The 26,823-nt window shown below is 40.4% G+C and carries 29 protein-coding genes; 17 read left to right on the top strand and 12 right to left on the bottom strand.

The features are described 5' to 3' along the window. Positions 1-33 precede the first annotated feature (33 nt). Entirely contained in the window at positions 34-864 is an 831-nt protein-coding gene (locus V7S74_RS08760; RefSeq protein WP_406778378.1) for a helix-turn-helix transcriptional regulator, read from the bottom strand. Positions 865-1,036: 172 nt separating this feature from the next. Here V7S74_RS08760 and V7S74_RS08765 point away from each other — a divergent pair, with 172 nt between their 5' ends. From V7S74_RS08765 to V7S74_RS08775, 3 genes are all read left to right on the top strand, one after another. After that, positions 1,037-2,104, top strand: a complete 1,068-nt coding sequence (locus V7S74_RS08765) for a tetratricopeptide repeat protein (protein WP_406778379.1) — start codon at positions 1,037-1,039, stop codon at positions 2,102-2,104. A gap of 114 nt (positions 2,105-2,218) precedes the next feature. Next, the gene (gene rhuM, locus V7S74_RS08770) at positions 2,219-3,202 is read left to right on the top strand and encodes a RhuM family protein (RefSeq protein ID WP_406778380.1); all 984 of its coding nucleotides are present in this window, start codon (positions 2,219-2,221) and stop codon (positions 3,200-3,202) included. Between the two features lie 660 nt (positions 3,203-3,862). Beyond that, complete coding sequence (locus tag V7S74_RS08775; RefSeq protein WP_406778381.1) at positions 3,863-5,152, top strand: carboxypeptidase-like regulatory domain-containing protein; 1,290 nt, start codon at positions 3,863-3,865, stop codon at positions 5,150-5,152. Positions 5,153-5,219: 67 nt separating this feature from the next. Here the strand turns inward: V7S74_RS08775 and V7S74_RS08780 are convergent, their stop codons facing one another. Together V7S74_RS08780 and V7S74_RS08785 are read right to left on the bottom strand one after the other, a co-directional pair. Then, positions 5,220-5,723, bottom strand: coding sequence for a fasciclin domain-containing protein (locus V7S74_RS08780; RefSeq protein ID WP_406778789.1), 504 nt, complete (start codon positions 5,721-5,723; stop codon positions 5,220-5,222). An 86-nt stretch (positions 5,724-5,809) separates the two neighbouring features. Next, the gene (locus V7S74_RS08785) at positions 5,810-6,712 is read right to left on the bottom strand and encodes a histone deacetylase family protein (protein WP_406778382.1); all 903 of its coding nucleotides are present in this window, start codon (positions 6,710-6,712) and stop codon (positions 5,810-5,812) included. 165 nt (positions 6,713-6,877) lie between these two features. On the opposite strand from V7S74_RS08785, the gene V7S74_RS08790 reads away from it, so the two are divergent. Together V7S74_RS08790 and V7S74_RS08795 are read left to right on the top strand one after the other, a co-directional pair. Beyond that, the gene (locus V7S74_RS08790; RefSeq protein WP_406778383.1) at positions 6,878-7,258 is read left to right on the top strand and encodes a PH domain-containing protein; all 381 of its coding nucleotides are present in this window, start codon (positions 6,878-6,880) and stop codon (positions 7,256-7,258) included. Between the two features lie 73 nt (positions 7,259-7,331). Then, the gene (locus V7S74_RS08795; RefSeq protein ID WP_406778384.1) at positions 7,332-8,093 is read left to right on the top strand and encodes a hypothetical protein; all 762 of its coding nucleotides are present in this window, start codon (positions 7,332-7,334) and stop codon (positions 8,091-8,093) included. An 11-nt stretch (positions 8,094-8,104) separates the two neighbouring features. On the opposite strand, the gene V7S74_RS08800 is transcribed toward V7S74_RS08795, so the two are convergent. Genes V7S74_RS08800 through V7S74_RS08815 form a run of 4 tightly spaced genes read right to left on the bottom strand, consistent with a single transcriptional unit; the run spans position 8,105 to position 9,897 of the window. Next, entirely contained in the window at positions 8,105-9,040 is a 936-nt protein-coding gene (locus V7S74_RS08800) for a proline iminopeptidase-family hydrolase (RefSeq protein WP_406778385.1), read from the bottom strand. Positions 9,041-9,045: 5 nt separating this feature from the next. Further along, entirely contained in the window at positions 9,046-9,489 is a 444-nt protein-coding gene (locus tag V7S74_RS08805; protein ID WP_406778386.1) for a hypothetical protein, read from the bottom strand. Further along, positions 9,486-9,728, bottom strand: coding sequence for a 4a-hydroxytetrahydrobiopterin dehydratase (locus V7S74_RS08810; RefSeq protein WP_406778387.1), 243 nt, complete (start codon positions 9,726-9,728; stop codon positions 9,486-9,488). The genes V7S74_RS08805 and V7S74_RS08810 overlap by 4 nt, the downstream gene beginning before the upstream one ends. A gap of 1 nt (position 9,729) precedes the next feature. Continuing rightward, positions 9,730-9,897: a hypothetical protein gene (locus tag V7S74_RS08815; protein ID WP_406778388.1), complete on the bottom strand. Its 168-nt coding sequence runs from the start codon at positions 9,895-9,897 to the stop codon at positions 9,730-9,732. Positions 9,898-10,102: 205 nt separating this feature from the next. On the opposite strand from V7S74_RS08815, the gene V7S74_RS08820 reads away from it, so the two are divergent. After that, positions 10,103-11,248, top strand: a complete 1,146-nt coding sequence (locus V7S74_RS08820) for a dipeptidase (RefSeq protein ID WP_406778389.1) — start codon at positions 10,103-10,105, stop codon at positions 11,246-11,248. Positions 11,249-11,250: 2 nt separating this feature from the next. Here V7S74_RS08820 and V7S74_RS08825 read toward each other — a convergent pair whose 3' ends face one another. The 3 genes from V7S74_RS08825 to V7S74_RS08835 form a co-directional block, all read right to left on the bottom strand. After that, the gene (locus V7S74_RS08825; protein WP_406778390.1) at positions 11,251-11,985 is read right to left on the bottom strand and encodes a hypothetical protein; all 735 of its coding nucleotides are present in this window, start codon (positions 11,983-11,985) and stop codon (positions 11,251-11,253) included. Beyond that, positions 11,985-12,638 (bottom strand): glycosyltransferase family 2 protein, encoded by a 654-nt coding sequence (locus V7S74_RS08830; RefSeq protein ID WP_406778391.1) that lies wholly within the window; start codon positions 12,636-12,638, stop codon positions 11,985-11,987. The genes V7S74_RS08825 and V7S74_RS08830 overlap by 1 nt, the downstream gene beginning before the upstream one ends. Positions 12,639-12,731: 93 nt before the next feature. Then, complete coding sequence (locus V7S74_RS08835; RefSeq protein ID WP_406778392.1) at positions 12,732-13,586, bottom strand: helix-turn-helix domain-containing protein; 855 nt, start codon at positions 13,584-13,586, stop codon at positions 12,732-12,734. A 421-nt stretch (positions 13,587-14,007) separates the two neighbouring features. On the opposite strand from V7S74_RS08835, the gene V7S74_RS08840 reads away from it, so the two are divergent. Further along, positions 14,008-14,733 carry a hypothetical protein gene (locus tag V7S74_RS08840; protein WP_406778393.1) on the top strand — a complete coding sequence of 242 codons (726 nt, stop codon included), beginning with the start codon at positions 14,008-14,010 and terminating at the stop codon, positions 14,731-14,733. Positions 14,734-14,855: 122 nt separating this feature from the next. Continuing rightward, positions 14,856-15,860, top strand: a complete 1,005-nt coding sequence (locus V7S74_RS08845; protein ID WP_406778394.1) for a proline iminopeptidase-family hydrolase — start codon at positions 14,856-14,858, stop codon at positions 15,858-15,860. A gap of 46 nt (positions 15,861-15,906) precedes the next feature. Here the strand turns inward: V7S74_RS08845 and V7S74_RS08850 are convergent, their stop codons facing one another. After that, positions 15,907-16,785 (bottom strand): alpha/beta fold hydrolase, encoded by an 879-nt coding sequence (locus V7S74_RS08850; RefSeq protein WP_406778395.1) that lies wholly within the window; start codon positions 16,783-16,785, stop codon positions 15,907-15,909. Positions 16,786-16,845: 60 nt separating this feature from the next. Here V7S74_RS08850 and V7S74_RS08855 point away from each other — a divergent pair, with 60 nt between their 5' ends. The 8 genes from V7S74_RS08855 to V7S74_RS08890 all read left to right on the top strand — a co-directional run bounded on the left by V7S74_RS08855 (position 16,846) and on the right by V7S74_RS08890 (position 24,304). Continuing rightward, positions 16,846-17,868, top strand: coding sequence for an endo-1,4-beta-xylanase (locus tag V7S74_RS08855; RefSeq protein ID WP_406778396.1), 1,023 nt, complete (start codon positions 16,846-16,848; stop codon positions 17,866-17,868). After that, positions 17,858-18,049: a hypothetical protein gene (locus V7S74_RS08860; protein ID WP_406778397.1), complete on the top strand. Its 192-nt coding sequence runs from the start codon at positions 17,858-17,860 to the stop codon at positions 18,047-18,049. The genes V7S74_RS08855 and V7S74_RS08860 overlap by 11 nt, the downstream gene beginning before the upstream one ends. Positions 18,050-18,112: 63 nt before the next feature. Beyond that, complete coding sequence (locus V7S74_RS08865) at positions 18,113-19,216, top strand: lycopene cyclase family protein (protein ID WP_406778398.1); 1,104 nt, start codon at positions 18,113-18,115, stop codon at positions 19,214-19,216. Further along, a complete protein-coding gene (locus V7S74_RS08870; protein WP_406778399.1) occupies positions 19,213-20,055 on the top strand; it encodes a Brp/Blh family beta-carotene 15,15'-dioxygenase in 843 nt (280 codons plus the stop codon). The genes V7S74_RS08865 and V7S74_RS08870 overlap by 4 nt, the downstream gene beginning before the upstream one ends. 104 nt (positions 20,056-20,159) lie before the next feature. Further along, complete coding sequence (locus V7S74_RS08875; RefSeq protein ID WP_406778400.1) at positions 20,160-20,885, top strand: bacteriorhodopsin-like; 726 nt, start codon at positions 20,160-20,162, stop codon at positions 20,883-20,885. Between the two features lie 91 nt (positions 20,886-20,976). Beyond that, positions 20,977-21,525: an acyl-CoA thioesterase gene (locus V7S74_RS08880; protein WP_406778401.1), complete on the top strand. Its 549-nt coding sequence runs from the start codon at positions 20,977-20,979 to the stop codon at positions 21,523-21,525. Positions 21,526-21,527: 2 nt separating this feature from the next. After that, a complete protein-coding gene (locus V7S74_RS08885; protein WP_406778402.1) occupies positions 21,528-23,024 on the top strand; it encodes a carboxylesterase/lipase family protein in 1,497 nt (498 codons plus the stop codon). An 11-nt stretch (positions 23,025-23,035) separates the two neighbouring features. Next, positions 23,036-24,304: a prolyl oligopeptidase family serine peptidase gene (locus V7S74_RS08890; protein WP_406778403.1), complete on the top strand. Its 1,269-nt coding sequence runs from the start codon at positions 23,036-23,038 to the stop codon at positions 24,302-24,304. A 314-nt stretch (positions 24,305-24,618) separates the two neighbouring features. Here the strand turns inward: V7S74_RS08890 and V7S74_RS08895 are convergent, their stop codons facing one another. Then, positions 24,619-25,245 (bottom strand): hypothetical protein, encoded by a 627-nt coding sequence (locus tag V7S74_RS08895; protein WP_406778404.1) that lies wholly within the window; start codon positions 25,243-25,245, stop codon positions 24,619-24,621. 262 nt (positions 25,246-25,507) lie between these two features. On the opposite strand from V7S74_RS08895, the gene V7S74_RS08900 reads away from it, so the two are divergent. Next, a complete protein-coding gene (locus tag V7S74_RS08900) occupies positions 25,508-26,731 on the top strand; it encodes a serine hydrolase domain-containing protein (RefSeq protein WP_406778405.1) in 1,224 nt (407 codons plus the stop codon). Positions 26,732-26,823: the final 92 nt, after the last annotated feature.

A 26,823-nucleotide genomic window follows, 5' to 3' on the forward strand; every position in this document is an offset into this window, starting at 1 on the left:
CATTTAATTTTGTCCTGTATTCTTCATAATCTTTCATAATAATAGAATATCTAATGGTAAGCTTCTCACAATTCTCTCCACCGGCTCCATGCTATTCACTTCCACACTTAGCAGCCAAGAACCGTCTTTTTGTTCGGTCAGAAAATCAACCGTTGCCGGATAATCATCTTTTAGAAAGAGCATGGCGCGCATGCTTAGTTTTAGATTGACAGAAAACTTCTCTCCTGAGTCATTAAAACCGAAGACATCTGGGTTTAAAAGTTGGTGTAGTTCTTTAAATTTAACGATTTCCGTTAAATTTTCAATAGATCCCATCCGCTCCAATTTGAAATACTTGTTCTGTTTTGACTCCACTTCGAAAGCACACAAATACTGGTAATTCGCCGTAAACCCGATGGGTTCCACTAATCGATCCGAAATGCTTTCTGTATTCGCAGACTGATAGCGCTGTATCAGGAGCTGCGTTTGATGGGTGATGGCGTCATTGATTTTGGCAACTAACTTAGCTAAATGCCCATGCACAATATTCGTCGCGAGGATATTCGACTCTTCTAAGGAAGGCAATTTAGACCTAATGGAAGCCACCAGCGGGTTATTCTTCACAGAAACGCTTAATACCTCCTGAATTAAATGAGACTCTTCCTTCGTGAATGGTTCTACCACCTGATCCGCCGGTAGAGAAAACTTATTGTGATCATCCTTCTTCACCTCGAACCCTAACTCCGCTAATAAATCCATATAGCGATAACAGCTGCGTTCTGATATTTCCAAAGACTGAGCTAGCCGCTTAATGGATTTAGCCGGATACGTTTTCAACAACGTAATCAACTTAAAAACTCGGAGTATGCGATTCTGATTGAACATAATGAACAGTTTATAACCTAAACATAGCATTTTAATCGGTTCGTATCCAAGGGATTGACTTTATTTGGCAGAGATTTAATGCATTCTGCAGATTTATGACCGCTAAATAAATAGTTTGTATTTTCTTTCGCGTTTGACCCTATTTGTCTGTGGCATTTCTGAGATTGCCGTCATGAAAAAAATCTTCCTACTAATTCTGGTTTCGTTTGCCGCTTTCGCACAGACTGCTGAGTCCTACCGTTTGAAAGCAGCTACCCATTTCGAAAACGGTCGTTTTAAGGAGGCGGCGTCTACTTTGACTTTGGCCTTAAAATTAAACCCCAAAGACGTGAAAGCCCTTCGCAATAGAGCGGTCTGCTACGAAAAAATGGAGAAATTCGACCTGTCCGTGAAAGACTACCTGGAACTTGCTAAGATAGATCCATCAGGCGAGACACTGGGAGCCATCGGTTTCGATTACCTGGTGCTAGAAAAATACGAAGAGTCCAGAAAATACCTGCGCTCAGCCATCGCTTTGCTCCCCAAAGAAATCAACTTCCGCTATAACCTAGGCCTCTCCTATCAATACGAGAAGGAATACGACCTGGCTATCAACGCGTATGACGAGGCCATCAAGGTCGCGCCCTACCACACACCCAGCCTGATTTCCAAAACCCGCTGCCTACTTCGTTTGAAAAAATACGACGTGGCTTCATCGCTGGTCGACAGCTTCTTCCTCGCTAAACGCTTCGACACAGAAATGCTCCTATTCCGCGGTGATATTAAACAACATTTTGGGTCCATCGAAGCAGCCCTCAGCGACTTTAGCAGAGCCCTAGCCATCACCCCAGACGACCTCATTCTCTTAAACAGATCCGCTGATTGCCTCGAAGAACTGGGATTATTCGATGAAGAGGTGGCCGTCCGCAAACGCATCATCTCCGCCATGATCACCCAAGGCGAAACCAAAGAATACCAGGCCATCAGCTACCTCGCGCTAGGAATCGCATTGAACAGCGTATTCCTGTGGGAAGAGGCACTTGAAAATTTTTCTAAGAGCATTTCGCTAGACTCATCCTCCGCCATCGTCTACTTCTACCGCAGCATGGTGAAGGCAAAACTGAAAGACCACGCGGGCGCCTGCGAAGACCTAAAAAAGGCCCAAGAACTCAATCCATCAGAAGCCGAAAACTACGAGGGCTTCTTCGCCGATACGGCGGAGTTTGAGGAGTTTTATGGGGTTTGCTTTCCGGGGGTGTAGGGGTGCGTATAGGGTGCAGCTTATCAACTAACTGATAATCGAATCCTTAAGCTATTTAGTGGCTTTAATTCTGTCTAGTTTTAGGCAGAAATTATAACCACTAATAAATAGACAATGGATAATCAGATAGAGATTTACACTTCTCCTGACGGGAGCACAGAAATAGAAGTTCACTTTGTTGGCGATACTTTTTGGCTAAACTTAAATGAAATTTCGACGTTATTCGAAAAGGATAAATCAGTTATTTCTAGGCACCTAAGAAATATATATAATGAAGGAGAGTTAGACAGAATCTCAACTGTTGCAAAAAATGCAACAGTTCAATTAGAGGCAAAACGTGAAATATTAAGAGAAATAGATTTTTATAACCTAGACGCCATCTTATCTGTAGGCTATCGTGTAAACTCCAAAAGAGGTACCCAATTCCGACAATGGGCGACGAAAAGACTAAAAGATTTCTTGATTGAGGGTATATCCATCAACGAAAAACGACTAGATCAGAAGAACAAAGAAATCGAAGTGTTACATGATGGTATCCGAATTCTTAGTAGGGCCATCGAAGAGAAAGCGTTAACTACTTCTGGATACGAATGGCTACATCGGTTTAGTGTAGGATTAAAATTGCTAGATGATTTCGACCACGAAACATTAGACTCAATAGGTAATCACAAAGAAAACATCGCCTATCCTTCCCTAATTGAATATGCTGAATTGGTTAAAGAAATGCAATTGGGATTCCATTCAAATCTATTCGGGAAATTAAAAGATGGAGGATTCGACAGTGCATTACATCAGATAATGCAAGGTTTTGGGGATGTTGAAGTCTATCCGTCTATTGAGGAAAAAGCAGCCATGTTATTGTATTTAATTGTAAAAAACCATGCATTCGTGGATGGAAACAAGCGAATAGCTGCTGCCTGCTTTTTACTATTTTTGGACAAAAACGAATTATTATTTACCTCTTTAAATCATTCCATCATTAGCAACGAAGCATTAGCAAGCTTGACATTATTTGTCGCATCCAGCAAAGCAGAGGAAATGGAAACCGTCAAGAAATTATTGATAAGTGTACTGAACAGAAAGGGTAAAATAGTTTGACAGATAGGATCAATCTCCCTTCCTCAACTTCCTCCGATTCTTATTCCGGTTATAATAACTCCGGGAATTAAGTCGATTCTTAAAGGCCCGTTTAGAGGTGCTGATACTTTTGCGTGCATGCGCCTTTCTAAGTCTCCCGGTCTGGGTAGTACTTGCACTCACATAGGATGATTTTCTCCTTTTCTTTGAATAATCGATCGGCTTAAGATCGCAGGCGAAAAGGAAAGAGACAAGCAACAGAAAGGGTAAGGTGTTTTTGAGGGTAGTTATAGTTTTTCCTAGCCTTATAATTTTCCCAAAATGTCTCAGACTATGGCTATAACTATACCTTTCAAATGGTTCCAACATCTTCCACTTGCCCTTCCTAAACTCAAAACCATAATCCGCATCCATCTCCTTCGACTGTAGATACCGATGCAAATTCCAATGCGGCTTAGTCTTATCGACTTTTTCCGCACAGGTACACAATTTGAATGGGCCGTTGATGTTGCACATGATAAATCGAAATTGATAAAAAAAATCTACAAATCAGTATAGGCTGTTAAATGCTGACCTAATTTGACATAAATATTCTATAGAAATTCTTGGCAACATTTCCCCATCATTTCCGGTTATGGTATCAATCCGATGACTATATTTGGCATACCTAAAAACCACATTATGAAAACTAACCTACGCGTACGTTTCTTAGGAGTGTTCTTTGTACTACTTCTGGGTGCATGGTCAGCAAACGCTCGTTTCTCGAGCAGTAAGGCTGCAGATTCGACTTCCTTCAACCAATTCAAGGGCTCGATTTTAGATAGTAAAACAAGGAATGAGCTTGTTTATGCGAGTATTTCGATCGCAGGAACATCGATCTCGACAATCAGCAATAGCGAGGGAAAGTTTGCAATTAAGGTTCCTAAAGACAATCAGAACGCTAACCTGATCATTTCATTTTTAGGCTATAAAAACAAAATCGTTTCCATTCAAGAGTTAAAAGCAGAGAAAAATATCCTGTACTTGGAGCCTAGCAATACCGTCCTAGAGGAGGTGGTGGTGAATTCGAGGGATGCGAAAACGGTGTTTTTGGGGGTATTAAATAATAGACTCCAAAACTACGGAGACGATCCACTCGCAATGACTGGTTTTTACCGCGAGACCATCAAAAAACGCCGGACCTACGTCTCCCTTTCAGAATCCATCGTGAAGATCCAAAAAGAGCCATTCACCGACGGTTCACAAGACCTAATAGACCTATTTAAGGGCAGAAAAAACACGGACTACACGAAGTTAGACACCGTAAATTTCAAATTACAAGGTGGTCCATTCTCCGCTTTGTACATCGATTTAGTCAAATATCCGAGCAACATATTCTCAGAAGACGCCTTTGAATTATATGATTTCAACTTAGAAGAAGTCACCCAGATTAACGGCAATCAGGTCTTAGTCTTAGCCTTCAAACAAAAATCTGCCTACGACTTCCCGCTTTATTATGGCAAATTGTTTATCGATGCGAAAAGTCTTGCTGTCGTGAGCGCCTCCTTCGCACTGAATGTGGAAGACAAAGTCAAGGCGGGTCGCCTCTTTACGCGCAAAAAACCACTGGGATTAGATGTATACCCTTCCGAAGTCCGCTACCAGATTAACTACCGGGAACAAAATGGCAAATGGATTTATGCCTATTCTCGCGCGGATTTGACCTTTAAATTAAATTGGGACAAAAGAATATTCAACACGGTCTACACTACCACCGTGGAAATGGCCGTAACAGATTGGAAAAAATCGGATAAAAAAGAACCTGGGTCTACACAAAAATTGAACTCGAATGTGATCATGTCGGACAAAGTATCCAGCTTGTCTGACCCGGATTTTTGGGGAGCTTACAACATCATCGAACCGGAGAAATCCATCGAAACGGCCATCCGAAAGATTCAGAAGAAAGCGCTGGTGGAGGGTTTGAGAGAGTAGGATATAAATGAAAAAGGACCGCCTAAAATTAGGCGGCCCTTAAGCAAAAACTCATTTATAGAAAGTATTACTTAGGCAATACAACTGAGTCAATAACGTGTACCACCCCGTTACCTGCTTTTAAATCAGCAGCTACGACAGTAGCTTTCGCTCCTTTTTCGTCTGTTAAAACCACTTTACCATTCTCGATAGAAGCAATAAGTGTTCCTCCGCTTACTGTCTTTACGCTCAATGATCCATTTGCAGCTGTAATAGCTTTGATAACAGCAGCTGCGTCTAAATTACCCGCTACTACGTGGTAGGTTAAAATTTTAGCTAAAGTTGCTTTGTTTTCAGGCTTCAAAAGTGTCTCCACTGTGCCTGCAGGTAACTTTGCGAAAGCAGCATTCGTAGGTGCGAAAACCGTGAATGGACCTGCACTTTGTAAAACAGCTACTAAATCCGCAGCCTTTACGGCAGCTACTAATGTCGTATGGTCTTTTGAGCTAATCGCTACATCCACTACCGTTGTTTGGGCTGATACCGAGAAGGCAGAGATAAACAAGGTGATAATTCCGGCAATAAATTTCATTTTCATTGTTCTTGTGTTTAAGTTCCTAATCTAAACACGAGACTATCCGTAATGTTTTGAAAATAAATAAGTTACACTCGTTTGCGCTAGTCAAATAAGTCTAAGGCCAGCCTGAATGTATTACAATGCGCCTCCACGATATCCTTAATATCCGGAGAGTATCCACCTCCCAGCGCCACAGTGACAGGTATTTTATGTTTATGTACTAAATCCAATACGAATTTATCTCGCTGCTTACAGTCCTCCAGACTTAATTTAAACTTCCCTAATTTATCTGTCGCAAGCACATCTACTCCGGATAAATAAAAGACAAAATCAGGCTGCACTTTATCCACTAGACCTGGAAGTGTAGTCTCCAGCATTTCCATATACTCCGGACCAGCAGCTCCATCTTCTAAGCCGATATCCAAGTCAGATGTTTCTTTTCTAAAGGGATAATTATTCTTTCCATGTACACTAAATGTAAATACCTCTGCGGTATTTTCCATCAGTTTTGCCGTCCCATTCCCCTGATGAACGTCTAGGTCGATGATGAGTATTTTTTTTGCCAAATTCCGATGAAGCATATAGTTAGCCGCCACAGCCATATCATTTAACAGACAAAATCCCTCCCCTCTATCCGCAAAAGCATGGTGGGTCCCACCCGCCACATTCAACGCACAGCCGTGTTCCAACGCAAAAAGCGCACAATCGATCGTTCCCTGCGTGATAACCAGCTCTCGATTTGTTAATTGTTCAGACTGCGGAAAACCAATAACTCGCTGCTCAGATGCTGTCAATTGCTGCCCGATAAGTCGCTGAAAATACGCCTCATCATGCGTTAACAAGATGTCTTCGGCAGCACATTTCTCCGGCGCAAAAAGATGACTCTCGGTAATACTTCCTTCATACAGCAATTGCTCCGGAATCAACTCGTATTTCAACATGGGAAACCGATGTCCTTCTGGCAAAGGATGTGCATAAATGGAACTGTGAGCTATTTTTAACATATTCTATTTCTTTGCAGGTAAAGTGCTTAAGAGTCTTTGGAGAAAACCATCCATCGAATCTATAAAGCAACTAAATTGCTAATTTGTTCAAAATAATTCAGGATTTATATGTAGAATTACACCACAAAAAATTAAAAAATACAAAACCCTTAAATATCATTCACTATGGGACTATTTTCCGCCATCCTTGGCAACGCAGGTACAGTAAATAAGGAGGATTTACTGAAAGATTTTGGCAAACTACTCATCGAAGGCGAAGAAATCGAATTAGGATTCAAGCTCATCAGAGATACCTTCATCTTCACCTCGAAGCGCCTCATTTTAGTCGACAAACAAGGACTTACAGGTTCCAAGACAGAATACAAATCCATCAACTACAAAAGCATTTCTCGCTTCAGCATCGAAACGGCGGGAACTTTTGACCTAGATGCGGAATTGAAGATTTGGATCTCCGGAGAGGCACAACCGAGCATCATCAAGCAATTCAACAAATCAGTGAATGTTTACGATGTGCAGAACGTGCTAGCGTTCCATGTGTTGAAATAGGGGAAGGGTGCCCTCTTTGGCATAACCAATTAAAACTGATAATTTCAAGAAACCAAAATCTGTCATATTACCCATGGAAGTTCACCACCATTCACACCATCCTAAATCTTGGAAAGAATACGTTCAAGAATTTTTGATGTTATTCTTTGCCGTTTTCTTAGGCTTCATGTCGGAGTATTACTTAGAATACCGAGCTGAGAGGCATAAAGAGCATGATTATTTAGTGGGAATGAAAGAGGATTTGAAAGTAGATTTAACTGAAATCAGCACTCGAGTTTCAGCTATCGAAGGACTAAAAGAAAAAAGTCTAAAACTAGAAAAAACCTTATACAAAACGTTTTGGACAGAGTCAGATATTGATTCGATTTATTTGTGGAGTTTAAAGCTCACCGCTACCATCATCAAACCTAATTTTACTTCAAACACGGTAGATCAGTTAAAAAATGCGGGCGGATATCGATTGATTAAAAACCAGGAAATTGTGCGTAAAATTTCTGAATATGAAAAATGGAAGGAAACCATTCGAGTTCAGGAGGAATCAAATATGCGCAATTGGGGAGAGATTCACGAGGCACAGAATCGAATTTTACATGTCACCACTTTAGGAACGCCTAAAGCCATTAATGACATTCAATTAGATAGAACTGAGCTTAATCGACTTAAAGTTTTGACCGGTAGTGAATTTATAACGACTGATAAAAAAGAATTCTACCAATATGCGAATGCCATTTGGGTACAACGTGGTTATGCATCTTATTATCAAATTATGATTAATATAGCGCAAGAAAAAGCAAAAGAAATCATTCAACTGTTAGAAGAGGAACTAGCCAAGTAGTAAAATTAATCCTACTTAGCCACATCCATTTTCTGTAGAAACTCCCTCAAAATCCCGATGTATTCTTTCGGATTATCCATCATCGTACTATGTGCCGCTTGGGGGATTTCCTTAAACTGAGCACCAGGAATTAAACTGGTATAGTAGCGGACGCTCGAAGGCCTGGCTTCATCATATTCTCCAGCCGTCAATAGCGTAGGCACGGTGATTTTAGGTAAATCTTTCAAGCGATTGTAATTCAATAAATTTCCAGTCGCCGTAAATTCACTTGGTCCCCACATGAAATTGTAGACATTTTCACCAAAAAACTTGGCCGCTGAATCCTGCTGCGATTTAGACTTGTCACTACGTCTTACGTAGGCTTTGTAATACACTTTCATTGCCTCCTTGTAGGCTTCGTTCTTGTAATTTTTTTGTTGTTCACTTTCTCTAATGGCCTTTTGAGTTGCCTCAGGTAAAGTCGCTATTAAGGTATCGGCATCATCTGTCCAAATTTTGGTACTAAACAATGGACTGGAAAAGATCAAACCCTGAATGCCTTTGGGATATTTTACATAATAATCCATCCCTAACATCGTCCCCCAGGAATGCCCATACAAATAAAATTTATCCAGTTTCAGCGCTTTTCTGACTTGCTCTAGTTGCTCCACATTTTTCTCGATGGTCATCAACGTGGTATCCGTAATCCGAGTGGAACGACCGCAACCCAATTGATCAAGGAAAATAACCGGGCGGTCCTGACTTAATTCCTTCAAGGGCTCTAAATTAAAACTCGACGAACCTGGCCCACCATGCAACAAAAGCACAGGCGTGTTATCGCCTTCGCCATCTATTCGATACCATATTTTCCCGCCTTCTACCTCAATAAATCCTTCCTTAGGAGGTGTAGAAGTCGTACAAGCATTCATCATTAACAAAGTATATAAACCTAATAAGTATTTTTTCATAGAATCTACTTCTGCATATTATACAACAGGGTTTGGATCTTAAACTCCTCACCCACTTTAACCAAAATAAAGGCGTCGACACCTTTGTGCGTAAACTTCCCATTTAGGTAAAATTCATAAGGCACCCAAGCCGTCGCGATTTCATGATCAACGAGAATAGGCCCCCAAGATAGAACCCGTTCGTCCATATCACCCGCTTTTCTGGTCATGACATTCTTGACAAAATTAGCGATGGGCACTTCCCGGACTATGTTACCCTCAGGTCTAATTTGACTGATTTGCAATACCGCTTTCTCCGTAAAACAAGACTTCAATGCCACGGAATCGACCGATTTCATAGCTGAAAACGTTTTAAGAATAACGGCTTTGATTTGATCTTCGTCTGATGTTTTTTGTTGACCAATCGCCAGCAAAGGGCATAAAAATAGGAATAAAAGTAGTTTTTTCATCGCTTATATAAATTGTCTAAATATGCTGCTAATTTTCGGTCTTTCTCCGTGACTTTATTCCCCGCATCATGAGTCGTGAGCTTCACTTCTACCCGATTATATGTATTCGACCAAGTGGGATGGTGATCAGTTTCGCTAATGAATGGAGCTGCATTTTGCATGAATTGCATGGCTTCTTCGAAGCTAGCAAAGGTAAAAGTCTTGAGTAAGACTTGATTTTCTTCTTTCCAAGTGGACATGTTACTCTGGGTTAAGGAACACAATTTTGTCATCTTTTAGGACGACTAGTTTAGAGTTCTTTGCTTTTTTATAGGCCATTAAATCGGCTTTGACGAGTTTCATGCCTTCTTCGATTTTATCCAAAGTAGACTTAGATTCTTTTACTTGTACTGTTTTAGTACGTTCCATAATGCTAGGTTTTTAAGTTGAATCCCTCGCCTGGGATCGTAACGACAAATTTCTACAGGAAGAAAATTGGAGTTATCGTACACAATCCACTCATCCACTAAAGGCAAATATATACGAAACAAATTAGTAATACCTGATTTATAGCGCCTTTTAAAAATTGCTTAATCGAAATAAAACTGATAATTTCAATAAATTCCTTCAATCTATGAAATACCTATTCTTCCTTCTCTTATCAACGGCTACATTCGCCCAAGACATACACTTCAAATCCATTCTAGTTGATACCCACAATGATTGTTTAACGGCATGCATTGAGAAAAATGTATCGCTTGATTCTGATTTAACGGGTATTAATCATTCCGATTTAGCGCGATTCAAAAAGGGAGGAGTGGATTACCAGTTGTTTTCGGTTTGGTGCGATGGGGAAAAAGCGAAGCCTTACGAGTGGGCCATGCGGGAGATGGATAGTTTGTATTCGGTGGCGGCAAGAAATCCAGAGAAAATGGTGATTGCGAAGTCGTGGAAAGATATTCAGAAAGCGTTGAAAGAGGGCAAATTAGTGGCACAGTTCGGAGTGGAAGGCGGTCACATGATTGATAGCGACTTACAGAAATTAGAGACTTTTTATAACCGGGGAGTTCGGTACATGACGCTTACTTGGAACAATTCTCCAGGCTGGGCGAGCTCACACGCAGATGAGAAGAATCCAAATTATAAGGGCCAAAAAGGATTGACGGATTTTGGTAAACAAGTAGTTCAGCGAATGAATCAGCTGGGAATGATCGTGGATGTTTCGCACGTGGGTGAGACGACGTTTGGGGATGTAATCAAAACGACGACTAAACCCATTATCGCTTCTCACAGTAACGCCTACAGTATTTGTCCTGTGTCTAGAAACTTAAAGGACGAGCAGATTTTAGCCATCGGTAAAAATGGAGGAGTGATTCACCTGAATTTTTTCTCTGGATTTGTGGATGTGGATTTCTTCCAAAAAGACGCCGCTTTCCGTAAGAACCATGCCGCTGAAATTGATTCCATGATTGCATCTGGCATGCAAACGGAATATGTGTTCACGGTGATTTCAGATAAATATGCAGAGGAGAGCAATGCCATCAAACCCGACTTAGAGCTATTAATGAAGCATTTCGACCACATCGTAGATTTAATCGGTGTAGATCACGTGGGCTTGGGATCGGATTTTGACGGAATTAATTCTGCGCCGAAACAGTTAAAAACGGTGCTAGATTATCCCCTATTTACGCAAGCATTAATTGCACGTGGGTATTCGGCTAAAGATATCAGTAAAGTGTTAGGAGGTAATTTCTTGCGGGTATACAAGGCAAATAACTAGACCTATTTGTGTCGAAACCAGCAATCTGTACGCTCGTTTTCGTAGGCCTTAAATTCCGTATTCACGGGAAATCCATGTTGTAGATTCTCGTTAAATCGAGTTCTAGCTAGGTAATTAAAAGCGCCCATATCGCCCGTGTAAGCCGTCTTATTAATGTGATTATAGGTTTCATGCAGATCGCATAACTGCTGCAAAAAATCCATAAACAACGGATAATGCCCGCCAAAAACCCCACAATTCAATAAGGTATCTGAGGCAAATCGCTCCTCATATTCCGCATAATCCGGAATCTGCGAACGAAGATGTTCTCCATGTGCCATCATCCAATCATTGCGCAACAGCTTAGGTTCATCCCCGCAGAAAAGGGAGGAAGGGTTTTCGATATAGAGGGAATGTGTAAAGGGGTTTTGGGCCAACGTCACATCAGACACATCCGTCACAAATACTCCTTCTATGGGCTCAGTGCATTTTGCTAAATAATCACGGTAGACTAAATACCGAAATACATTGGGATTATAGGTGGGATTATAGTCAATGCGAACGAACGAAATGTACTCATTCGCATAACGCGCACAGGTTTCTTCCGAAAAGTTATTGTGAAAAATTACCCCGTTTAGCTTTGTTGCAGCTACCGATTCTGCCCATGCCTGTACTAATTCATAGGAATCATCCGGCAAGGTGGTACTCCGGTTTACGTCGTAAATACCAGTAATATGACAAGCTAATAGGAGGTTCATTAATTCTCGTTTAAAGCTAATTGCTTTTTCAGAACTGCGCAGGTACTGTTCGGATTATTTCGATAATAGATATAGGATCTTTTAAAGACTTTTTTCGTCTTGAAAAGGGTTTCAGCTCTTTCAAAAAAGGCCGAATCAGCGGCGAATCCGCCTTTGAAATCGATACTCTTGAACACTTTTTGGTGACCAAACAAAGTCCCAAAAAGAATCGCATCATCCAAATGTATCGGCTTGCTCAAATCATTTTTATCAGGAACATAATAATCTTCGACTGAATCCACGACCGTTTCAGCGGTAGAACAGATCAAATCGACATGCTCCATCTCCTGCAAACAAGAACTTAAATGATGAACTTTGTATTCATCATCGCTATCTAAAATAGTGATGAATTCACCCGTGCTGATCAACACACCCCGATTAATGGATTCTGCCTGGCCACGATTGCTATGGCGGATGTAAACGATTTTATCCTCGTATTTTTCTACGTAATCTAATAACTCTTTGCGGTCATTTCCCTTACTGCCATCATCTATAATGATCAGTTCGAAATCTTGAAAATCTTGCTGTAAAACGGAATCAATGGCTCTTTTGGTTAAAGAAAATTCCGTATTGTAGACCGCCATCAACACGGAAATTTTTACATTTTTAGGCATGATATGCAACTAAATACTCACCAATATAGGCTAACGGATGCAAATCTAGTCAATTAAATACGGTTTCATTTTATTAAATGATTATGAATACAATTATCGCTTTATTTCTTTCAAATAAAAGCTCGGGTTGACTCCTACATACTTTTTAAAAGCAGCGTAAAAAGTGGAGCGATTAGCAAAACCACTTTGGTAGATATAAGTTTCTAAGGTATACTGGGTAAACGATTCCCTCTGCGAAAGAAAATGATGAATGCGGAAACGATTAATTAATTCGGCAAAAGACATGCCATAGGCTTGCTTAATGAGTTTTGATAATTTGACCGAACTCATTTCTAGGCTTTTTGCCAAAGCCGATAAATCTAAATCCTCCTCCAAAAAGCATTTCGATTCAGACAAATATGTACTCAGATCCTTTGATTCTGGGCTTTTTTCTAGTAAAGTAGGAAGAATTTCTCCGACGGATGGCATCCCCTTTTCTTTTGGCAAAATACATCCATCCATATTCTCCTGCACATTAGGCGTACTGATGAAATAAGAAAACAAGAAAATCCCGATGACACACTTGATTATTTGTGAGGGTGGATCGAAGCTATTATTGACAAATAAATTCAGGTATTGATATAATTGAAGCAAGAAATATAGGAATACGGTAGCACTCAATAAATTCAGCCAGAGTAGAGATTGCTTATTCATCAATACATAATTTAAGCCATATATCCTCTTTGCTTGTGCAATAGTCAATAGCGTTAGCGCGCCATAGATTACACCCACTACTATGGAAACTGGCTGCACGTAACCCGCAGGAATCCAGCCAGATGGTGTGTTAATGAAGTAATTATTCTTTTGATAATAATGATCTAAAATCACTGTCTTTTCTGCAGCGGATAATATCAAATCAGGAAACAATCCAATCAAAATACTGACAGGAAAAATAAAATGAAACCACATGAATCCTCGGATTTTTTTCTGTGGATGCACCATTGATCTAACATACAAAAACAGCACAATAGGCAAAAAGGCCCGAATAATATTAGGGGTGCGTAGCAAGAAAAGCATTTGGTAAATGTGCTTAGAGGTCAGCGCATAAATGTAAAACTCTAAAAAGACGAGTGCAAAAATGACGTAGAGTAAACCATAAACCTTAGGCTGCCGATAAAACCGAAGTAATAGAAACCCCATAAAAAGTATTCCCACACCACTAGTCAGAAACGATAAATAGGGCACAAATTCAAACATAAAGGCTTTTTAGTACATGAGATACAGAAATTTAGACAAAAAATAGCTAAAAATGGACAAATACAGGGACAAAAAATCAGGCCTTCGGATTTGATTAGGCTAATTTTCCCACCTAATCAAAATAACAAAAACAATGAAAAAAATCCTTCTACTTCTTGCCCTGTCCTTATTTGTTTCGAACAGCTACGGACAAGCCAAAACAGCCAACATTCAATTTTACAAAGTAAAAACAGGCCACCGTTCGGCATTTAATGAAGCGCTTAAAAGCCACACAGCAAAATTCAGAAAAGCAGGCGAGCCCTCCGCTTGGACAATCAGTAATGTCACTGGAGGAAGCCACCACAATGAAGTAATGGCCACCTATAATTTTGGTCTCTCCTGGGCAGAACGAGATGCCCTAAACGGCCCTACGTCTAACTCTGAGGCAGCTAACGATTTTTACGTAAAAGTGTCACCCCACCTAGAAGGCGTTACAGCAGGCGATATTATTAGCTACAGAGCGGAATATAGCAACAGCGCAATGAAAGAATCAACAGATAAATTTCGTTTCAATGTGCTGACGATAAAATATGCTCCATCTCAAGAGTTTTGGGATGTCATCAAACGCCTGCCAAAGGTTTGGGATAAATTAGGATTCAAAATTGCGACCTATACTACTTCTGGTGCCAATCGTCTTATTTTCTCCCGTCGCCTTCCTTCAGGCTGGAAAGAATTAGACGAAGCCTCTAAACTAAAGGAAACATTTGATGAGATTTATGGCAAGGGAGCTTACGAAAAAGACATGGCTATCATGCGTTCATTCGTTGTAGAAAATGACATTATGTACATGACCGTTCAGTCGGATTTGAGTTCTAAATAATTTATTTTCATTTAAAGGTTGGCCCACTTTTTAGCGGGTCAACCTTTTTATTTCTGATCTATGGAAGTTTATTTACTTAATACAATTTTCCCGTATTTATCGTATGTTTAAACAAAAAAACGATGAACAAACTCCTTCTCCTCGCCTTCTCCATTTTCACCCTGTCTGCCTGCACGAAAAGCACAGATTCGGCGACTACTTACTTCACTTATCCAGATAGTATCGAAGCGGCTGGCGTGAAGATGATTCCCATTCAGACGCCTTCTGGGACGTTCAAGGTGTGGACGAAGCGTTTTGGGACTAATCCTAAAATCAAAATTCTCTTATTACACGGCGGTCCTGCGATGACGCATGAGTATATGGAATGTTTTGAGACTTTCTTCCAAAGAGAGGGTTTCGAATTCTACGAATACGATCAACTGGGCTCGTATTACAGTGATCAACCGACGGATTCCACATTATGGAAAACGGAGCGTTTTGTAGAGGAAGTGGAGCAAGTTCGCAAAGCGATAGGTGCAGATTCCTCTAATTTTTACATCATTGGAAATTCTTGGGGCGGCATTTTAGGCATGGAATACGCGCTGAAATACCAGAAAAATATGAAGGGACTATTAGTCTCTAACATGGTAGCAAGTGCGCCAGAATATGGAAAATATGCCGAGGAGGTATTGGCGAAGCAAATGGATCCTAAGGTATTAGCGGAGGTTAGAGCCATCGAGGCGAAAAAGGATTTCAATAATCCTCGCTACATGGAACTCTTAATTCCTAACTTTTACCACGAACATATCTGCCGCTTAATAGAATGGCCTGATGCTATAAATCGTTCATTTAAACACGGAAATAGCTCTATTTATGTCCGCATGCAGGGACCGAGTGAATTTGGAATTAGTGGACTTTTGGAAAAATGGGATATCAAAAATCGCTTAAAAGAAATCTCTGTTCCTACCCTAATGATCGGTGCAAAACACGATACCATGGACCCGAAGGCGATGGAAGAACAAAGCAAAATGGTTCAAAACGGATCTTACCTCTATTGTCCTAACGGTAGTCATTTAGCGATGTGGGACGACCAAAAAACCTACATGAATGGCGTTATATCGTTCATCAGGAAGGTGAATGGGGAGTAATATCCATTATACTTAAAGAAGGCCACCCCTGAGTGGTGGCCTTCTTTTATCTCCAAAAATAAAACGCATCTAACCTTCTATAAGGCTTTCCTAAATACCGTAAAATCTCAGCATGCACTAGCTCTGGTTCTTCAAATGGTGAAATGTGAGTTGCATCTGGAACTATATAAAGTGATGCCTGTGGTAGATTTTGATACATGGCAATGGTATGTTCTAAAGTAAACATATCGTGGTCCCCAGCCATCACTAAAAATGGCACTTGGATGGACTTTAATTGTGCCAATGTAATATTGGGATTCTTAAATGCATTTTCAGACACCTTCTTTCTAGAAGATTCTATTTTCTTTTTGTCAGGAGCTAAACGCTCATAAGTAGAAAAATACTTGACAAGCTCCGGTTTAGTTTTTGCAAAAAGCGGATCCTTGGCGTCCATTTTCCAGGTGGTATCTATTCCTAGAAATACCCCTTTGGATTCTCCTAAAAAGTTAGCTCCCATGATGACCGCTTTCGTGATCTTCTCCGGATGAATCAAAGCTAACTCTAAGGCAATATCTCCCCCATCACTCCACCCCACGAATTTCGCTTTTTTGATGTGCAATAAATCCATAAAACCATTCACATCTAAAGCCATTTGAGCATAACTCAATTCCTTTTCATCACTATCTGTAGTTCTGCCTTGTGAACGAGAATCGACTGCAATGACTTGGTATTTTTTAGAAAATGCTGCGATCATACCTCCCATCATTTCAGAGGAACCAAATCCACCATGCAAAAGAATTAAAGGCTCGCCCTTACCGTAAATTTCATAATACATCGAAATATCACCTACTTGAATGCGCTTACCCACTTTCGGATTTGATCCATAAGGAATTTGGGCATTTACTAAGAATGTAGAAAAAAGGAGAAATAAGAGAATTCGTTTCATAGTAATAAGGATAGTTTAATGAAACAATTTAGCTATTTTGTAAAACTAAACCTCCATTCTATGAAATTAATTACCTTACTATTAGGCCTTTCCTATTGCCTTTCCGCGCAAGATACTTATCTAAAAAATATAGTAAAATTTCCTTTAGGTGCTTCCGTTAATCCACGAATGCTGAACGAGAATGAGGCTTATCACAACATTGCAAAAGAGGAATGGACGAGCCTAACCGCAGAAAATCACATGAAAATGATGTTGATTCATCCGGCCGCAGATCGTTTTGATTTCTCCAAAGGAGATGAAATTCTGAATTTCGCCACAGCATCAGGTAAAAGAATGCATGGGCATACCTTGGTTTGGCATAATCAGGTACCGCAATGGATGAAGGACTTTCAAGGCAATCAGAAAGCTTGGGAAGAGCTATTAAAAAACCACATTCAAACGGTTGCATCGCATTATAAAGGTAAGATGGCTGGATGGGATGTGGTGAATGAGTCATTCTTGGATGACGGGAGTTTGCGTCCCTCTTTATGGGCTGATCATATTCCCGATTATATCGCCAAAAGCTTCCAATGGGCCCATGAGGCAGATCCAGCTGCGATTCTATTTTACAATGACTATGGACAAGATGGAAAACCAAAGAAAATGCAGGCCATCCTCGACCTCGTATCCGATCTAAAACGTCGCGGGATTCCCATTCATGGATTGGGATTACAGATGCATATTAATGTGGATTCGAAGCGAAATGAATTGCAAGAGGTGCTCGATAAATCCGTAGCAACAGGCTTAAAAATCCACCTCTCAGAACTAGATATTGCGGTAAATCCGAAGAACGATCCGGACTTTATCTATGAAGAAAAAGTAGCCTCAGCGCAAGCTGAACAATTTAACTTCGTATTCAAGTCTTACATGATGATTCCTGCTGCACAGCAATATGGCATTACTTTTTGGAATATTTCGGACAAAGATTCGTGGCTACGTGGTTATTTCAAGAGACCGAAAGAATACCCGCTTTTGTTCGATGATGACTATAAGAGAAAACCAGCTTACAATTCCCTATTAAACTATTTACCACATGCAAAATAAAACACGTTGGGTCATTCAAGCCACCTCAGGCCTCATTCTAACAGGAAGTGGGCTTTCACTTGCAATCGACGCAGGTATCACTAAATTGCAGGGAGGCGACTGGTTCTTCTATGGAACAGGCGCATTGATTGTCTTTCAGGCAGGCCTTTGTCTAGTCATCGATGCCGCACGATTTAAATAAGTGAAACAAATTCTGTAGTTTGCGGTTTAATAAATACAATTATTTATTTCAATAATTATATTGATGGCCACACTTGTATACGATATTGCGATTATAGGTGCTGGAGCGTCAGGATTGCAGCTTTTATATGAATTAGTTCAAGCTGATCCCTCTAGAAAAAAGAAAATCTTACTACTTGATTCAGGGGATCGATCTCAGAAGAGTTGGTGTTTTTGGGAAGACCATACCTCTTCCTCTTTTCCTTTTCTAGTCGAAAAGTCCTGGAAAAACATGACCTACCGGACAAGCCAAGGCAAAACGATACAATCAGAAATAGGGCCTTTAAGTTATAATTATATTTCATCAGAGGGATTTTTCAACTTCTTTTTCGAACAATTTATCCCTGGTGAATCGAACATAACACATCTACTACAACGAGCAAAACACATTCAAGAAGGGGAAGATCTTCAGACCATCCTTTGTGAAGATGGCACTCATTACCAAGCAAAAAAAATAGCAGACTCTAGGCCCACACCCACAAAAGGATCTATATTCCAACATTTCAGTGGCAAGTTCATCGAATTTGATGAACCCATCGTAGATGATTCCTTTGTCACCCTCATGGATTTCAGTTTAGATTTTTCAACAAAAGAAATGGCTGTTTTCCACTACATTCTGCCCTTCAGCTCGACCAAAGCACTAATAGAAACGACTGTGTTCACGGCTGCTTCCTATGATAAAGAGACTTACGAGGGGATTTGGCAAAAATATTTGGCATCGCATTTTCCTCAAAAATCATTTAATATAATTTCAGAGGAAAAGGGTACCATCCCGATGGGATTTAGCTCGGAAGAAAAAGAGGGAAAGGTCTTCAAAATAGGGGCTGCCTCCGGAAACATGAAGCCGTCCACAGGCTACGCATTTACAAGAATGCATCAAGATGCCATATATAGGGCACAAGGCACCCGCAAAAAAACGCCAAAACGCTTCCGGTTTTACGACAAAATGCTCCTAAAAATCATGCAAAATGAGATGCATAAAATCCCGGGGGTGATGGATCGTTTATTTACTCGTGTACCTAAAAAAGATATTCTGCGCTTTTTAGATGATAAAACAACCTTAGCGCAAGAGGTGAAATTGCTGGCACAACTTGATATCCCCCTTTTCATTAAACACTTGATCCGATGAAAAACTACCTGGGGGCCATCTTTACAGCAGTTTATATGCTTTGTTACCAAGTTTTCGGACCTTGGGAGACAAACATAGATTACATCATTGCTGGTATTTTACTTTTTGCGACCGGGATTCCACATGGTGCTGGAGATCATTTAATTGCTAAAAAGATCGCCGCCAGAGAAAATCTAACGTTTCATTTAAAACCCTTTATCAGCTTTTACCTAGGCATAATGCTCGCTTATGGATTGCTTTGGTACCTATCTCCTACGATATCATTCATCATTTTTATAGGGATAAGTGTCTTTCATTTTGGCGATATGGAAGATCTTTCTCCCATTAATCAGAAAAACACTTGGCTTCAACTCGCTAGAACCGTCAGTCTGGGCACTGGCATTTTGAGTTTTATTTTAGTCAGTCATTGGCCAGAGGTCAGAGGAATTATTAGCTCAATGGGAGTGCCGGTTGTGGAAAATCTGTCTCCGGGATTTCTCTTTGTGAGCTTAATTTTTCTTTTGCTCGGATTTGACAAGAAAAATTTTACTCCTTTTTTAAATACTTTTTTCACTTTAGCTGCTGGATATTTTTTGCCGCTAATACCCGCATTTATCTGTTATTTCTCTTGTTGCCATGCTGTCTACAGTTTCAAAGGCATGCAAAATCGACTTGAGCTCAATTTCTTAGAATTATACAAAAAGCTTCTCCCCTTCACATTGGGAGCACTTTTTATTGGTTTGGCCTATATTATTTTGATATTCAAAGACTTAAAAATATATCCGATTTTTATTTTCTTATCCTTACTGACACTACCCCATTTTGTGCTTATGCATAAATTAATAAAACGCCCAAATTAAACATATTGTATAATTTTTATTTTTTTTTAAATTTTTTTTACAATATTTGAAACAATTGCCGACATCATCAGTTTAAACAGTATCACTTTAAATCATTATCATTTATGGAAACATTAAACATTTTATTGAACGGCACCCTAGCTGCCGGAGATTACATCGGCTTCACCTTCTTTACAGGGTACATGTCGATGCTTGCTGCATCTATCTTCTTTATCGTTGAGAGAGGCACAGTTAACGACAAGTGGAAAACATCTTTATTGATTTCTGCTTTAATCACATTTATTGCGGCAGTGCATTATTTCTACATGCGCGGTGTATGGTTAGACACACATGAGTCTCCTACACAATTCCGTTACATCGACTGGACGTTAACTGTTCCATTGATGTGTATTGAATACTTCTTGATCTTAAAGCCAGCAGGTGCTAAGACAGGAATGTTATCACGTTTAATCTTCGGTTCAGTAGTTATGCTAGTAGCAGGTTACATCGGAGAGGCTGTAGTACCAGCGCAAAACGTAATGTGGGGTATCATCTCTACTTTAGGTTGGGCAATCATCATCTATGAAATCTACATGGGTGAGGCTTCTAAGTTAGCTGCTGCGTCTACAAACGCTGGAGTACAATCAGGTTTCAAAGTAATGCGTTGGTTCACATTAGTAGGCTGGGCAATCTATCCAGTAGGCTACATGATGTTACCAGGTAACTTGTTATCAGGTTTCTCAGGAAACATCGACTTAGCTTACAATATTGCGGATGCAGTAAACAAAATCGGTTTCGGTTTAGTTGTTTACTCTATCGCTAAAGGAGCTACAGCTGCTGAAGCAAAATAATTATCAGGGGTTAAAGAAGGGGGTGGTCATCGATCATCCCCTTTTTTTATGGCCAAAATTTAGCTAGCTTAGTGATAGTTAAACATGTACTATGCTGAGCCCTAAGAAAGTCTCCGATTCAGAGACCACTATCACCGAATTAATGATCCCCGCCTTCGCTAACTTTAGCGGCAAAATTCACGGGGGCACTCTCCTTTCCCTAATGGACAAAGTCGCCTATGTCTGCGCAGCAAAACACAGCGGCAACTATTGCGTAACCGTTGCAGTGGAAGGCGTTGAATTCTTCAACCCAGTGGAAGTAGGTGACCTAGTTTCCATCAAAGCCTCCGTTAACTATGTGGGCAGAACCACCATGATCATCGGCATGCGCATCGAATCACTAAAGCCTAAAACGGGGGTAGTCACCCACACTAATTCTTGCTACTTCACTATGGCAGCAAAGAACGACGACGGTGCCCTAACCGAAGTCCCTGGCCTCATTTTAGAAAATGAAACCCAAACCCGTCGCTTCGCAGAGGGCAAACTACTGCGTAAATTATCCCTAGAAAAACGCGAACTATTAAAATCAGACCTAAAAAACATCTACTCCGGCGACATTCGAAAGATGTGCGATGGAGAGAAATGTGAATTGACTTATTAATCATGAAAAAAATCTTACTCCTCGTCTTATTTACGTTCAGTCTAAATGCACAGAACGTGATAATTCAAACAACGAAAGGGACCGTTTCTGGAACCTTTAACCCGAAAACTAACATTCAAAAATTCCTAGGTATTCCTTTTGCGAAACCACCTGTGGGTGAATTGCGTTGGAAGGCTCCAGTTCCTATGGAATCATGGTCTGGCATTAAAGAAGCCAAAGCATTCGGACCTAGCCCGATGCAAGCTAAACCGACACCCTTTGCTTTTTGGTCCTCTGAATTCCTCATTCCAGAATCACCCATCAGTGAAGATTGTTTATACCTCAATGTATGGGCTCCTAAATCACCTCAAGGCAAAAAAGCAGTATTAGTATACATTTATGGAGGTGGATTCAGAAGTGGCGGGGCCGCCTGCCCTATTTATGACGGAGAAAACATGGCCCAGAAAGACATCGTATTTGTCAGTATTAATTACCGCGTGGGCATCTTTGGGTTTCTAGCACATCCTGAATTGAGTGCAGAGGCAGCCTATGGATCATCCGGAAATTATGCACTACTAGATATGATTGCGGCGTTAAAATGGATAAAAGAGAATATTTCCGCTTTCGGTGGTGACCCCAATCAAGTGACGATCGCGGGACAATCAGCTGGAGCTTTTGCCGTGAACTTCTTGTGTGCCTCCCCTTTAGCAAAAGGTCTTTTTCAGGGTGCTATTGCAGAAAGTGGCGCCAGCATGCTTCCTAGTCCATTAAGACCGGCAATTACTAAAGCTCAAGCAGAAAATAATGGCCTGGACTGGGCGACTACGTTAGGAGCTAAATCACTAGCGGATTTGCGTGCCTTATCTGCAGATGCGATTCAGAAAGCAGGTGGCAATGCTTCCCCTTATTCTGACGGCTATGTTTTACCATTAGCTATGCCAGAAATTTATTCCAAAGGACTTCAAAACGATGTTCCCATCTTAGTGGGTTGGAATTCTGAAGATCGTTTAAGTGCAAAGGCAGCAGAACCAGAAGTATTTAAAACAACATTAGAAAAGAGGTTTGGAACACGAGGAGCTGAAGTTTTAGCTGCTTATGGACCGAATGGATCTTTGGACTTAGGACGCGATGAGAGTTTTGGGGTACAAGTCCATACCTGGGCAAAGAAACAGAACCTACAAGGCAAAGCGCCCGTTTATGTATATAACTTCAACCGAGCTGTACCAGGTTATGATGAATCTACTCGATACGGAGCATTTCATACCGGTGAGGTGCCTTATGCCTATGCAAATTTGCAAACAGTGAATCGTCCATTCGAAGCAATCGATCAGGTTTTAAGCCAAAAAATGTCCTCGTATTGGGTTAACTTTACTAAGACTGGTAATCCGAATGGAGCCGGCCTAGAGGTTTGGCCTACATTTAATACCAAAGATCAAAAAGTCCAAATCCTTGACAAGGTCATTGAAACCAAAGAATTACCCACCCGCAAAGCCTTAGAATTACTAGAAACTATAAACTAAACCTAATATCTATGAAAAAGTACTCTTTATTAACGCTGCTCTTGGCCTTATTGGCATTCTGCAGCTATGCTAAACCCACAGGCACTTACAAGATCGTCGTCGAAGGATTCGATTGGGGTGCAGGCGTAAACAAAGTCATTTTAGCTTTAAATGATACCACCTCGAAAGTCAATGTGGCGGATTACACCGTCTTCGCTAGCCGCAAATCAAGCACTGGACCTATAGCTGACCCCGATAACAAACGTGATATCGTGACTGCCTATGTTTCTGATGAGATTGGTTCCCGCGTAAAAACGGGCAAAAATATCACACTTGTTTTATCTGTGGGCCCACAAATTGCGATCAGCTCCCCTTTTCAATACCAAAGAAGCAAAGGAAATGTGTGGGTAGATTATTCGTTAACGATCGTTCAGACTAAATCAGGGCAAGTTTGGGATACATCAACAGGTAAAATCATGCCTCTAGTAGATCAATTTGACTTAACTGGGAAATATACCTATAGTGATAAATTAACCATGTCTTACGCCACTTTCACTCCCAAAGTGAAGAAAGATAAAGCTCCATTAATCATTTGGTTGCATGGTGGTGGAGAAGGTGGAACGGATCCGACAGTTCCTCTTTTGGGAAACAAAGCAGCAAATTATGCAGGAGAAGGTATCCAATCGATTTTCGAGGGTGCTTATGTTTTATCACCTCAATGTCCAGGCGCTTGGATGCACAATACACAAGGCGTGGGAACTCAAGGAAAAGACAATGACATTTACAATGAAGGTTTAATGGCTTTAATTAAGGATTATGTCAAAGCAAATCCAGGAATTGATGCCAGCCGTATTTATGTGGGTGGTTGCTCGAATGGAGGTTATATGGCCTTGAAACTGATCTTCTTGTATCCGGATTATTTTGCGGCGGGTTACATTAGTGCTTTAGCCTATAAATCTGAGTATATCTCGGATAGCGATATTCAAAAGATCAAGAATGTGCCTATTTGGTTTGTTCATTCCAAAGACGACAAAACCACCGTTCCTGACTTAACAGTCGTTCCTGTGTTCGACCGTCTTCGTAAAGCAGGCGCGAAAAATGTACATTTCACTTATTATGATCAAGTGAATGACATTACAAATTTCTATGGTGGCAAAGGCTTTCAATACAATGGCCACTGGTCATGGGTTTATCTACATGAAAACCTACCAAGAACCGATTTAGACGGATCGCCAGTTCGCGTAAATGGCAAGCCAGTTACCATTATGGAATGGTTAGCGGCACAGAAAAAAGGGAAATAAAATAAAAGGGCAGCTGTAAAGGCTGCCCTTTTTCATACCGCATATTTGACCTCCATCAAATAAAAAATCAAGAGTAAAACTGCGATAATAAGCATTGCCCCCCATCGAATTCGCTGGTATTCAGGGTATTTAATGGCTATAAGTGCTATCGTTGCGAGCGTTATCAGGTGAAGGTAAATTCTGGGACTTTTAAAATCACTCTGATAAGATAAGAGGTAAATGCAAATGGTTTGATTAATAATCAAGCACAAGGCTATGCCATACTTTTTTAGATAAAGACTTACGTTGTTTTCCATATAGATTGAGTTTAATTATTAAATATTTCCCAAACAATAATCAAAATTTCTTTGTGCTCGGTTTTGGCATTCGATTAAACCCCATCCTGCATTAAATGATGTAATTAACCCCCAACCTATTCCTCCAAAACCAGCAGATAGAACAGAAATAGTAACATCTCTTAGAAATGTCAATCTACAATCTGAGGCATTTTGCATATACAAAGCCATACAGGTTTTGCGATCTCCGGAATCGTCCAAAAGCATTTTTGTATAGGTATTCTCTTGTTGTTTCATTTCTGAAATAATCACCTCGCTCGAAACCTTTTTATTCCTCAAATAATAGACCTGATTTAATCGATCATTTCGCTTTAATTGCAAAATAACACGATTGAACTGAGCGTCTTCAGATTTAACGGCGGACAAAAATTCGTACAAATTACCATCGTACTGTTTGACAATTTTCTCTTGGTTACCTAAAATAAATTCTTGGTTTTCCCGCATGAAATTTTGGATTTCAGCAACCATAGATACGTTACGTAGAATAAAGGCTTGTCGATTTTCAGCATTTTGCCCTACCAATTCGGCCTCTTCCTTACTTTTCACACACGAAGAATTCAAAAACAACAAACAACTGAAACCCATGAAAAAGACAATTTTTCTCATTTTAAATTAGTTTACACTATAGCTCCTACTCTTTTAAGGATTTTCGGATTCGACCCTATCAGATTAAAAAACAATAGAACTATAGCAAATAAGAAGCATTCTCTAAGCTACGGGTAAGGTTAATGTTAATTGAGTAATTGGGGTAAGTACTTATTCTTTGATTTGGAATAATAGAGGTCAGATGTAACCTTGGTTTTATAAATGTAACCTTTAATTAAGTATAATTAATTAAATTAACTGATAATTATTCCTCACTAAAAAAATGATGAAACTAACTAAACTCTTCCTCCTCCTCTTCACCCTCCTAATCGTAGGTGAAATTCAAGGGCAAGCACCTAAAATCGTAGCTGGCATTAATGTTGATCGCGTGAAGCGATTAGAAAAGTTTGTTCAATCCGAAATGGATAAGGGAAATATTCCGGGTGCCGTGACGATGATCATTCATAAGGGGCAGGTGGTTCACCAGGGGGCTTTGGGCTATAAAAATGTAGCGACTAAAACGCCCATGACGACCGATGATTTATTCTATATTCAGTCGATGACGAAGCCGATTATTTCGACGGCTTTCATGATGTTGTATGAGGAAGGATATTTTAAGTTGAGTGATCCGGTGTCGAAATATTTGCCAGAATTCAAGAATTTTCGCGTCATTCGTAGCGTAACTGATGGTCCAGATGCACCTACCGATTCATTAAAATCGGAGATTACTATCACGCAATTGCTGAGCCATAGTGGTGGTTTGATGCATGGTTTGGAACAAAATCCGGTGCAGATTCGATTCAGAAATGGCTATTTTAAACCGGGTATCAAAACGATTCAAGAACGGGTGGCGAATATGACGAAATACCCGCTATTAGCTCAGCCGGGGACGGAATGGAATTATAGTGCGGGTCCAGATGTGCTATGTGTGTTAATTGAAAAGTTTTCTGGAATGAGTGTGAATGACTTTTTGAAGTCGCGCTTGTTTGAGCCTTTGGAAATGAAACATACAGGTTATAATGTACCTAAAGAAGAGCAGTCTAAGATTGTAGCATTGCATACCAAGGGTAAGAATGGTACGATCTCTGTGGCGGCGAATCAACCTCCGTATGAGAATGTGACTGTTTGGAGTGGAGTGAATGGATTGTTCTCAACGGCTACAGATTATGCTACTTTCTGCCAAATGATGCTGGCCGGCGGAACCTATAAAGGAAAACAATACCTAAGCCGCAAGACGGTGGAATTAATGACTTCAAACCACACAGGGGATTTATTTAAAACGCCTGGGACGGAATGGGGACTTGGATTTGCCGTAGTTACGGATGGTCCAGCTACGAAAACACCGGCATCCAATGGCTTATTCTATTGGGGAGGGGCAAATAATACACACTTCTTCATAGACCCGAAGGAAAAATTGATTGCTTTATTGATGACCCAAGAGAGTAATTTCACCTGGGAATACCACAATAGTCTACGCCAAATGGTCTACCAGACTTTAGCAGATTAAAATTCGAGCCGGGCATTTTGCCCGGCTTTTTTGTTATTTTTGTACATGAGTAAGACACACTTCATAGAAGACGCGAACATCGAAAGGGAAAT

This window comes from Aquirufa novilacunae (genome assembly GCF_045310505.1).
In the GTDB taxonomy this organism is placed as follows: domain Bacteria; phylum Bacteroidota; class Bacteroidia; order Cytophagales; family Spirosomataceae; genus Aquirufa; species Aquirufa novilacunae.

What these genes read in the sequence shown, in the direction of transcription:
- V7S74_RS08825 (WP_406778390.1), bottom strand. Translation starts at nt 11,985, where the DNA reads ATGAACCTCCTATTAGCTTGTCATATTACTGGTATTTACGACGTAAAC.
- V7S74_RS08870 (WP_406778399.1), top strand. Translation starts at nt 19,213, where the DNA reads ATGAAAAACTACCTGGGGGCCATCTTTACAGCAGTTTATATGCTTTGT.
- V7S74_RS08775 (WP_406778381.1), top strand. Translation starts at nt 3,863, where the DNA reads ATGAAAACTAACCTACGCGTACGTTTCTTAGGAGTGTTCTTTGTACTA.
- V7S74_RS08805 (WP_406778386.1), bottom strand. Translation starts at nt 9,489, where the DNA reads ATGAAAAAACTACTTTTATTCCTATTTTTATGCCCTTTGCTGGCGATT.
- rhuM (WP_406778380.1), top strand. Translation starts at nt 2,219, where the DNA reads ATGGATAATCAGATAGAGATTTACACTTCTCCTGACGGGAGCACAGAA.
- V7S74_RS08800 (WP_406778385.1), bottom strand. Translation starts at nt 9,040, where the DNA reads ATGAAAAAATACTTATTAGGTTTATATACTTTGTTAATGATGAATGCT.
- V7S74_RS08850 (WP_406778395.1), bottom strand. Translation starts at nt 16,785, where the DNA reads ATGAAACGAATTCTCTTATTTCTCCTTTTTTCTACATTCTTAGTAAAT.
- V7S74_RS08835 (WP_406778392.1), bottom strand. Translation starts at nt 13,586, where the DNA reads ATGTGGTTTCATTTTATTTTTCCTGTCAGTATTTTGATTGGATTGTTT.
- V7S74_RS08885 (WP_406778402.1), top strand. Translation starts at nt 21,528, where the DNA reads ATGAAAAAAATCTTACTCCTCGTCTTATTTACGTTCAGTCTAAATGCA.
- V7S74_RS08810 (WP_406778387.1), bottom strand. Translation starts at nt 9,728, where the DNA reads ATGTCCACTTGGAAAGAAGAAAATCAAGTCTTACTCAAGACTTTTACC.
- V7S74_RS08760 (WP_406778378.1), bottom strand. Translation starts at nt 864, where the DNA reads ATGTTCAATCAGAATCGCATACTCCGAGTTTTTAAGTTGATTACGTTG.
- V7S74_RS08845 (WP_406778394.1), top strand. Translation starts at nt 14,856, where the DNA reads ATGAACAAACTCCTTCTCCTCGCCTTCTCCATTTTCACCCTGTCTGCC.
- V7S74_RS08895 (WP_406778404.1), bottom strand. Translation starts at nt 25,245, where the DNA reads ATGAGAAAAATTGTCTTTTTCATGGGTTTCAGTTGTTTGTTGTTTTTG.
- V7S74_RS08785 (WP_406778382.1), bottom strand. Translation starts at nt 6,712, where the DNA reads ATGTTAAAAATAGCTCACAGTTCCATTTATGCACATCCTTTGCCAGAA.
- V7S74_RS08830 (WP_406778391.1), bottom strand. Translation starts at nt 12,638, where the DNA reads ATGCCTAAAAATGTAAAAATTTCCGTGTTGATGGCGGTCTACAATACG.
- V7S74_RS08900 (WP_406778405.1), top strand. Translation starts at nt 25,508, where the DNA reads ATGATGAAACTAACTAAACTCTTCCTCCTCCTCTTCACCCTCCTAATC.
- V7S74_RS08890 (WP_406778403.1), top strand. Translation starts at nt 23,036, where the DNA reads ATGAAAAAGTACTCTTTATTAACGCTGCTCTTGGCCTTATTGGCATTC.
- V7S74_RS08820 (WP_406778389.1), top strand. Translation starts at nt 10,103, where the DNA reads ATGAAATACCTATTCTTCCTTCTCTTATCAACGGCTACATTCGCCCAA.
- V7S74_RS08855 (WP_406778396.1), top strand. Translation starts at nt 16,846, where the DNA reads ATGAAATTAATTACCTTACTATTAGGCCTTTCCTATTGCCTTTCCGCG.
- V7S74_RS08790 (WP_406778383.1), top strand. Translation starts at nt 6,878, where the DNA reads ATGGGACTATTTTCCGCCATCCTTGGCAACGCAGGTACAGTAAATAAG.
- V7S74_RS08815 (WP_406778388.1), bottom strand. Translation starts at nt 9,897, where the DNA reads ATGGAACGTACTAAAACAGTACAAGTAAAAGAATCTAAGTCTACTTTG.
- V7S74_RS08880 (WP_406778401.1), top strand. Translation starts at nt 20,977, where the DNA reads ATGCTGAGCCCTAAGAAAGTCTCCGATTCAGAGACCACTATCACCGAA.
- V7S74_RS08765 (WP_406778379.1), top strand. Translation starts at nt 1,037, where the DNA reads ATGAAAAAAATCTTCCTACTAATTCTGGTTTCGTTTGCCGCTTTCGCA.
- V7S74_RS08795 (WP_406778384.1), top strand. Translation starts at nt 7,332, where the DNA reads ATGGAAGTTCACCACCATTCACACCATCCTAAATCTTGGAAAGAATAC.
- V7S74_RS08780 (WP_406778789.1), bottom strand. Translation starts at nt 5,723, where the DNA reads ATGAAATTTATTGCCGGAATTATCACCTTGTTTATCTCTGCCTTCTCG.
- V7S74_RS08865 (WP_406778398.1), top strand. Translation starts at nt 18,113, where the DNA reads ATGGCCACACTTGTATACGATATTGCGATTATAGGTGCTGGAGCGTCA.
- V7S74_RS08860 (WP_406778397.1), top strand. Translation starts at nt 17,858, where the DNA reads ATGCAAAATAAAACACGTTGGGTCATTCAAGCCACCTCAGGCCTCATT.
- V7S74_RS08840 (WP_406778393.1), top strand. Translation starts at nt 14,008, where the DNA reads ATGAAAAAAATCCTTCTACTTCTTGCCCTGTCCTTATTTGTTTCGAAC.
- V7S74_RS08875 (WP_406778400.1), top strand. Translation starts at nt 20,160, where the DNA reads ATGGAAACATTAAACATTTTATTGAACGGCACCCTAGCTGCCGGAGAT.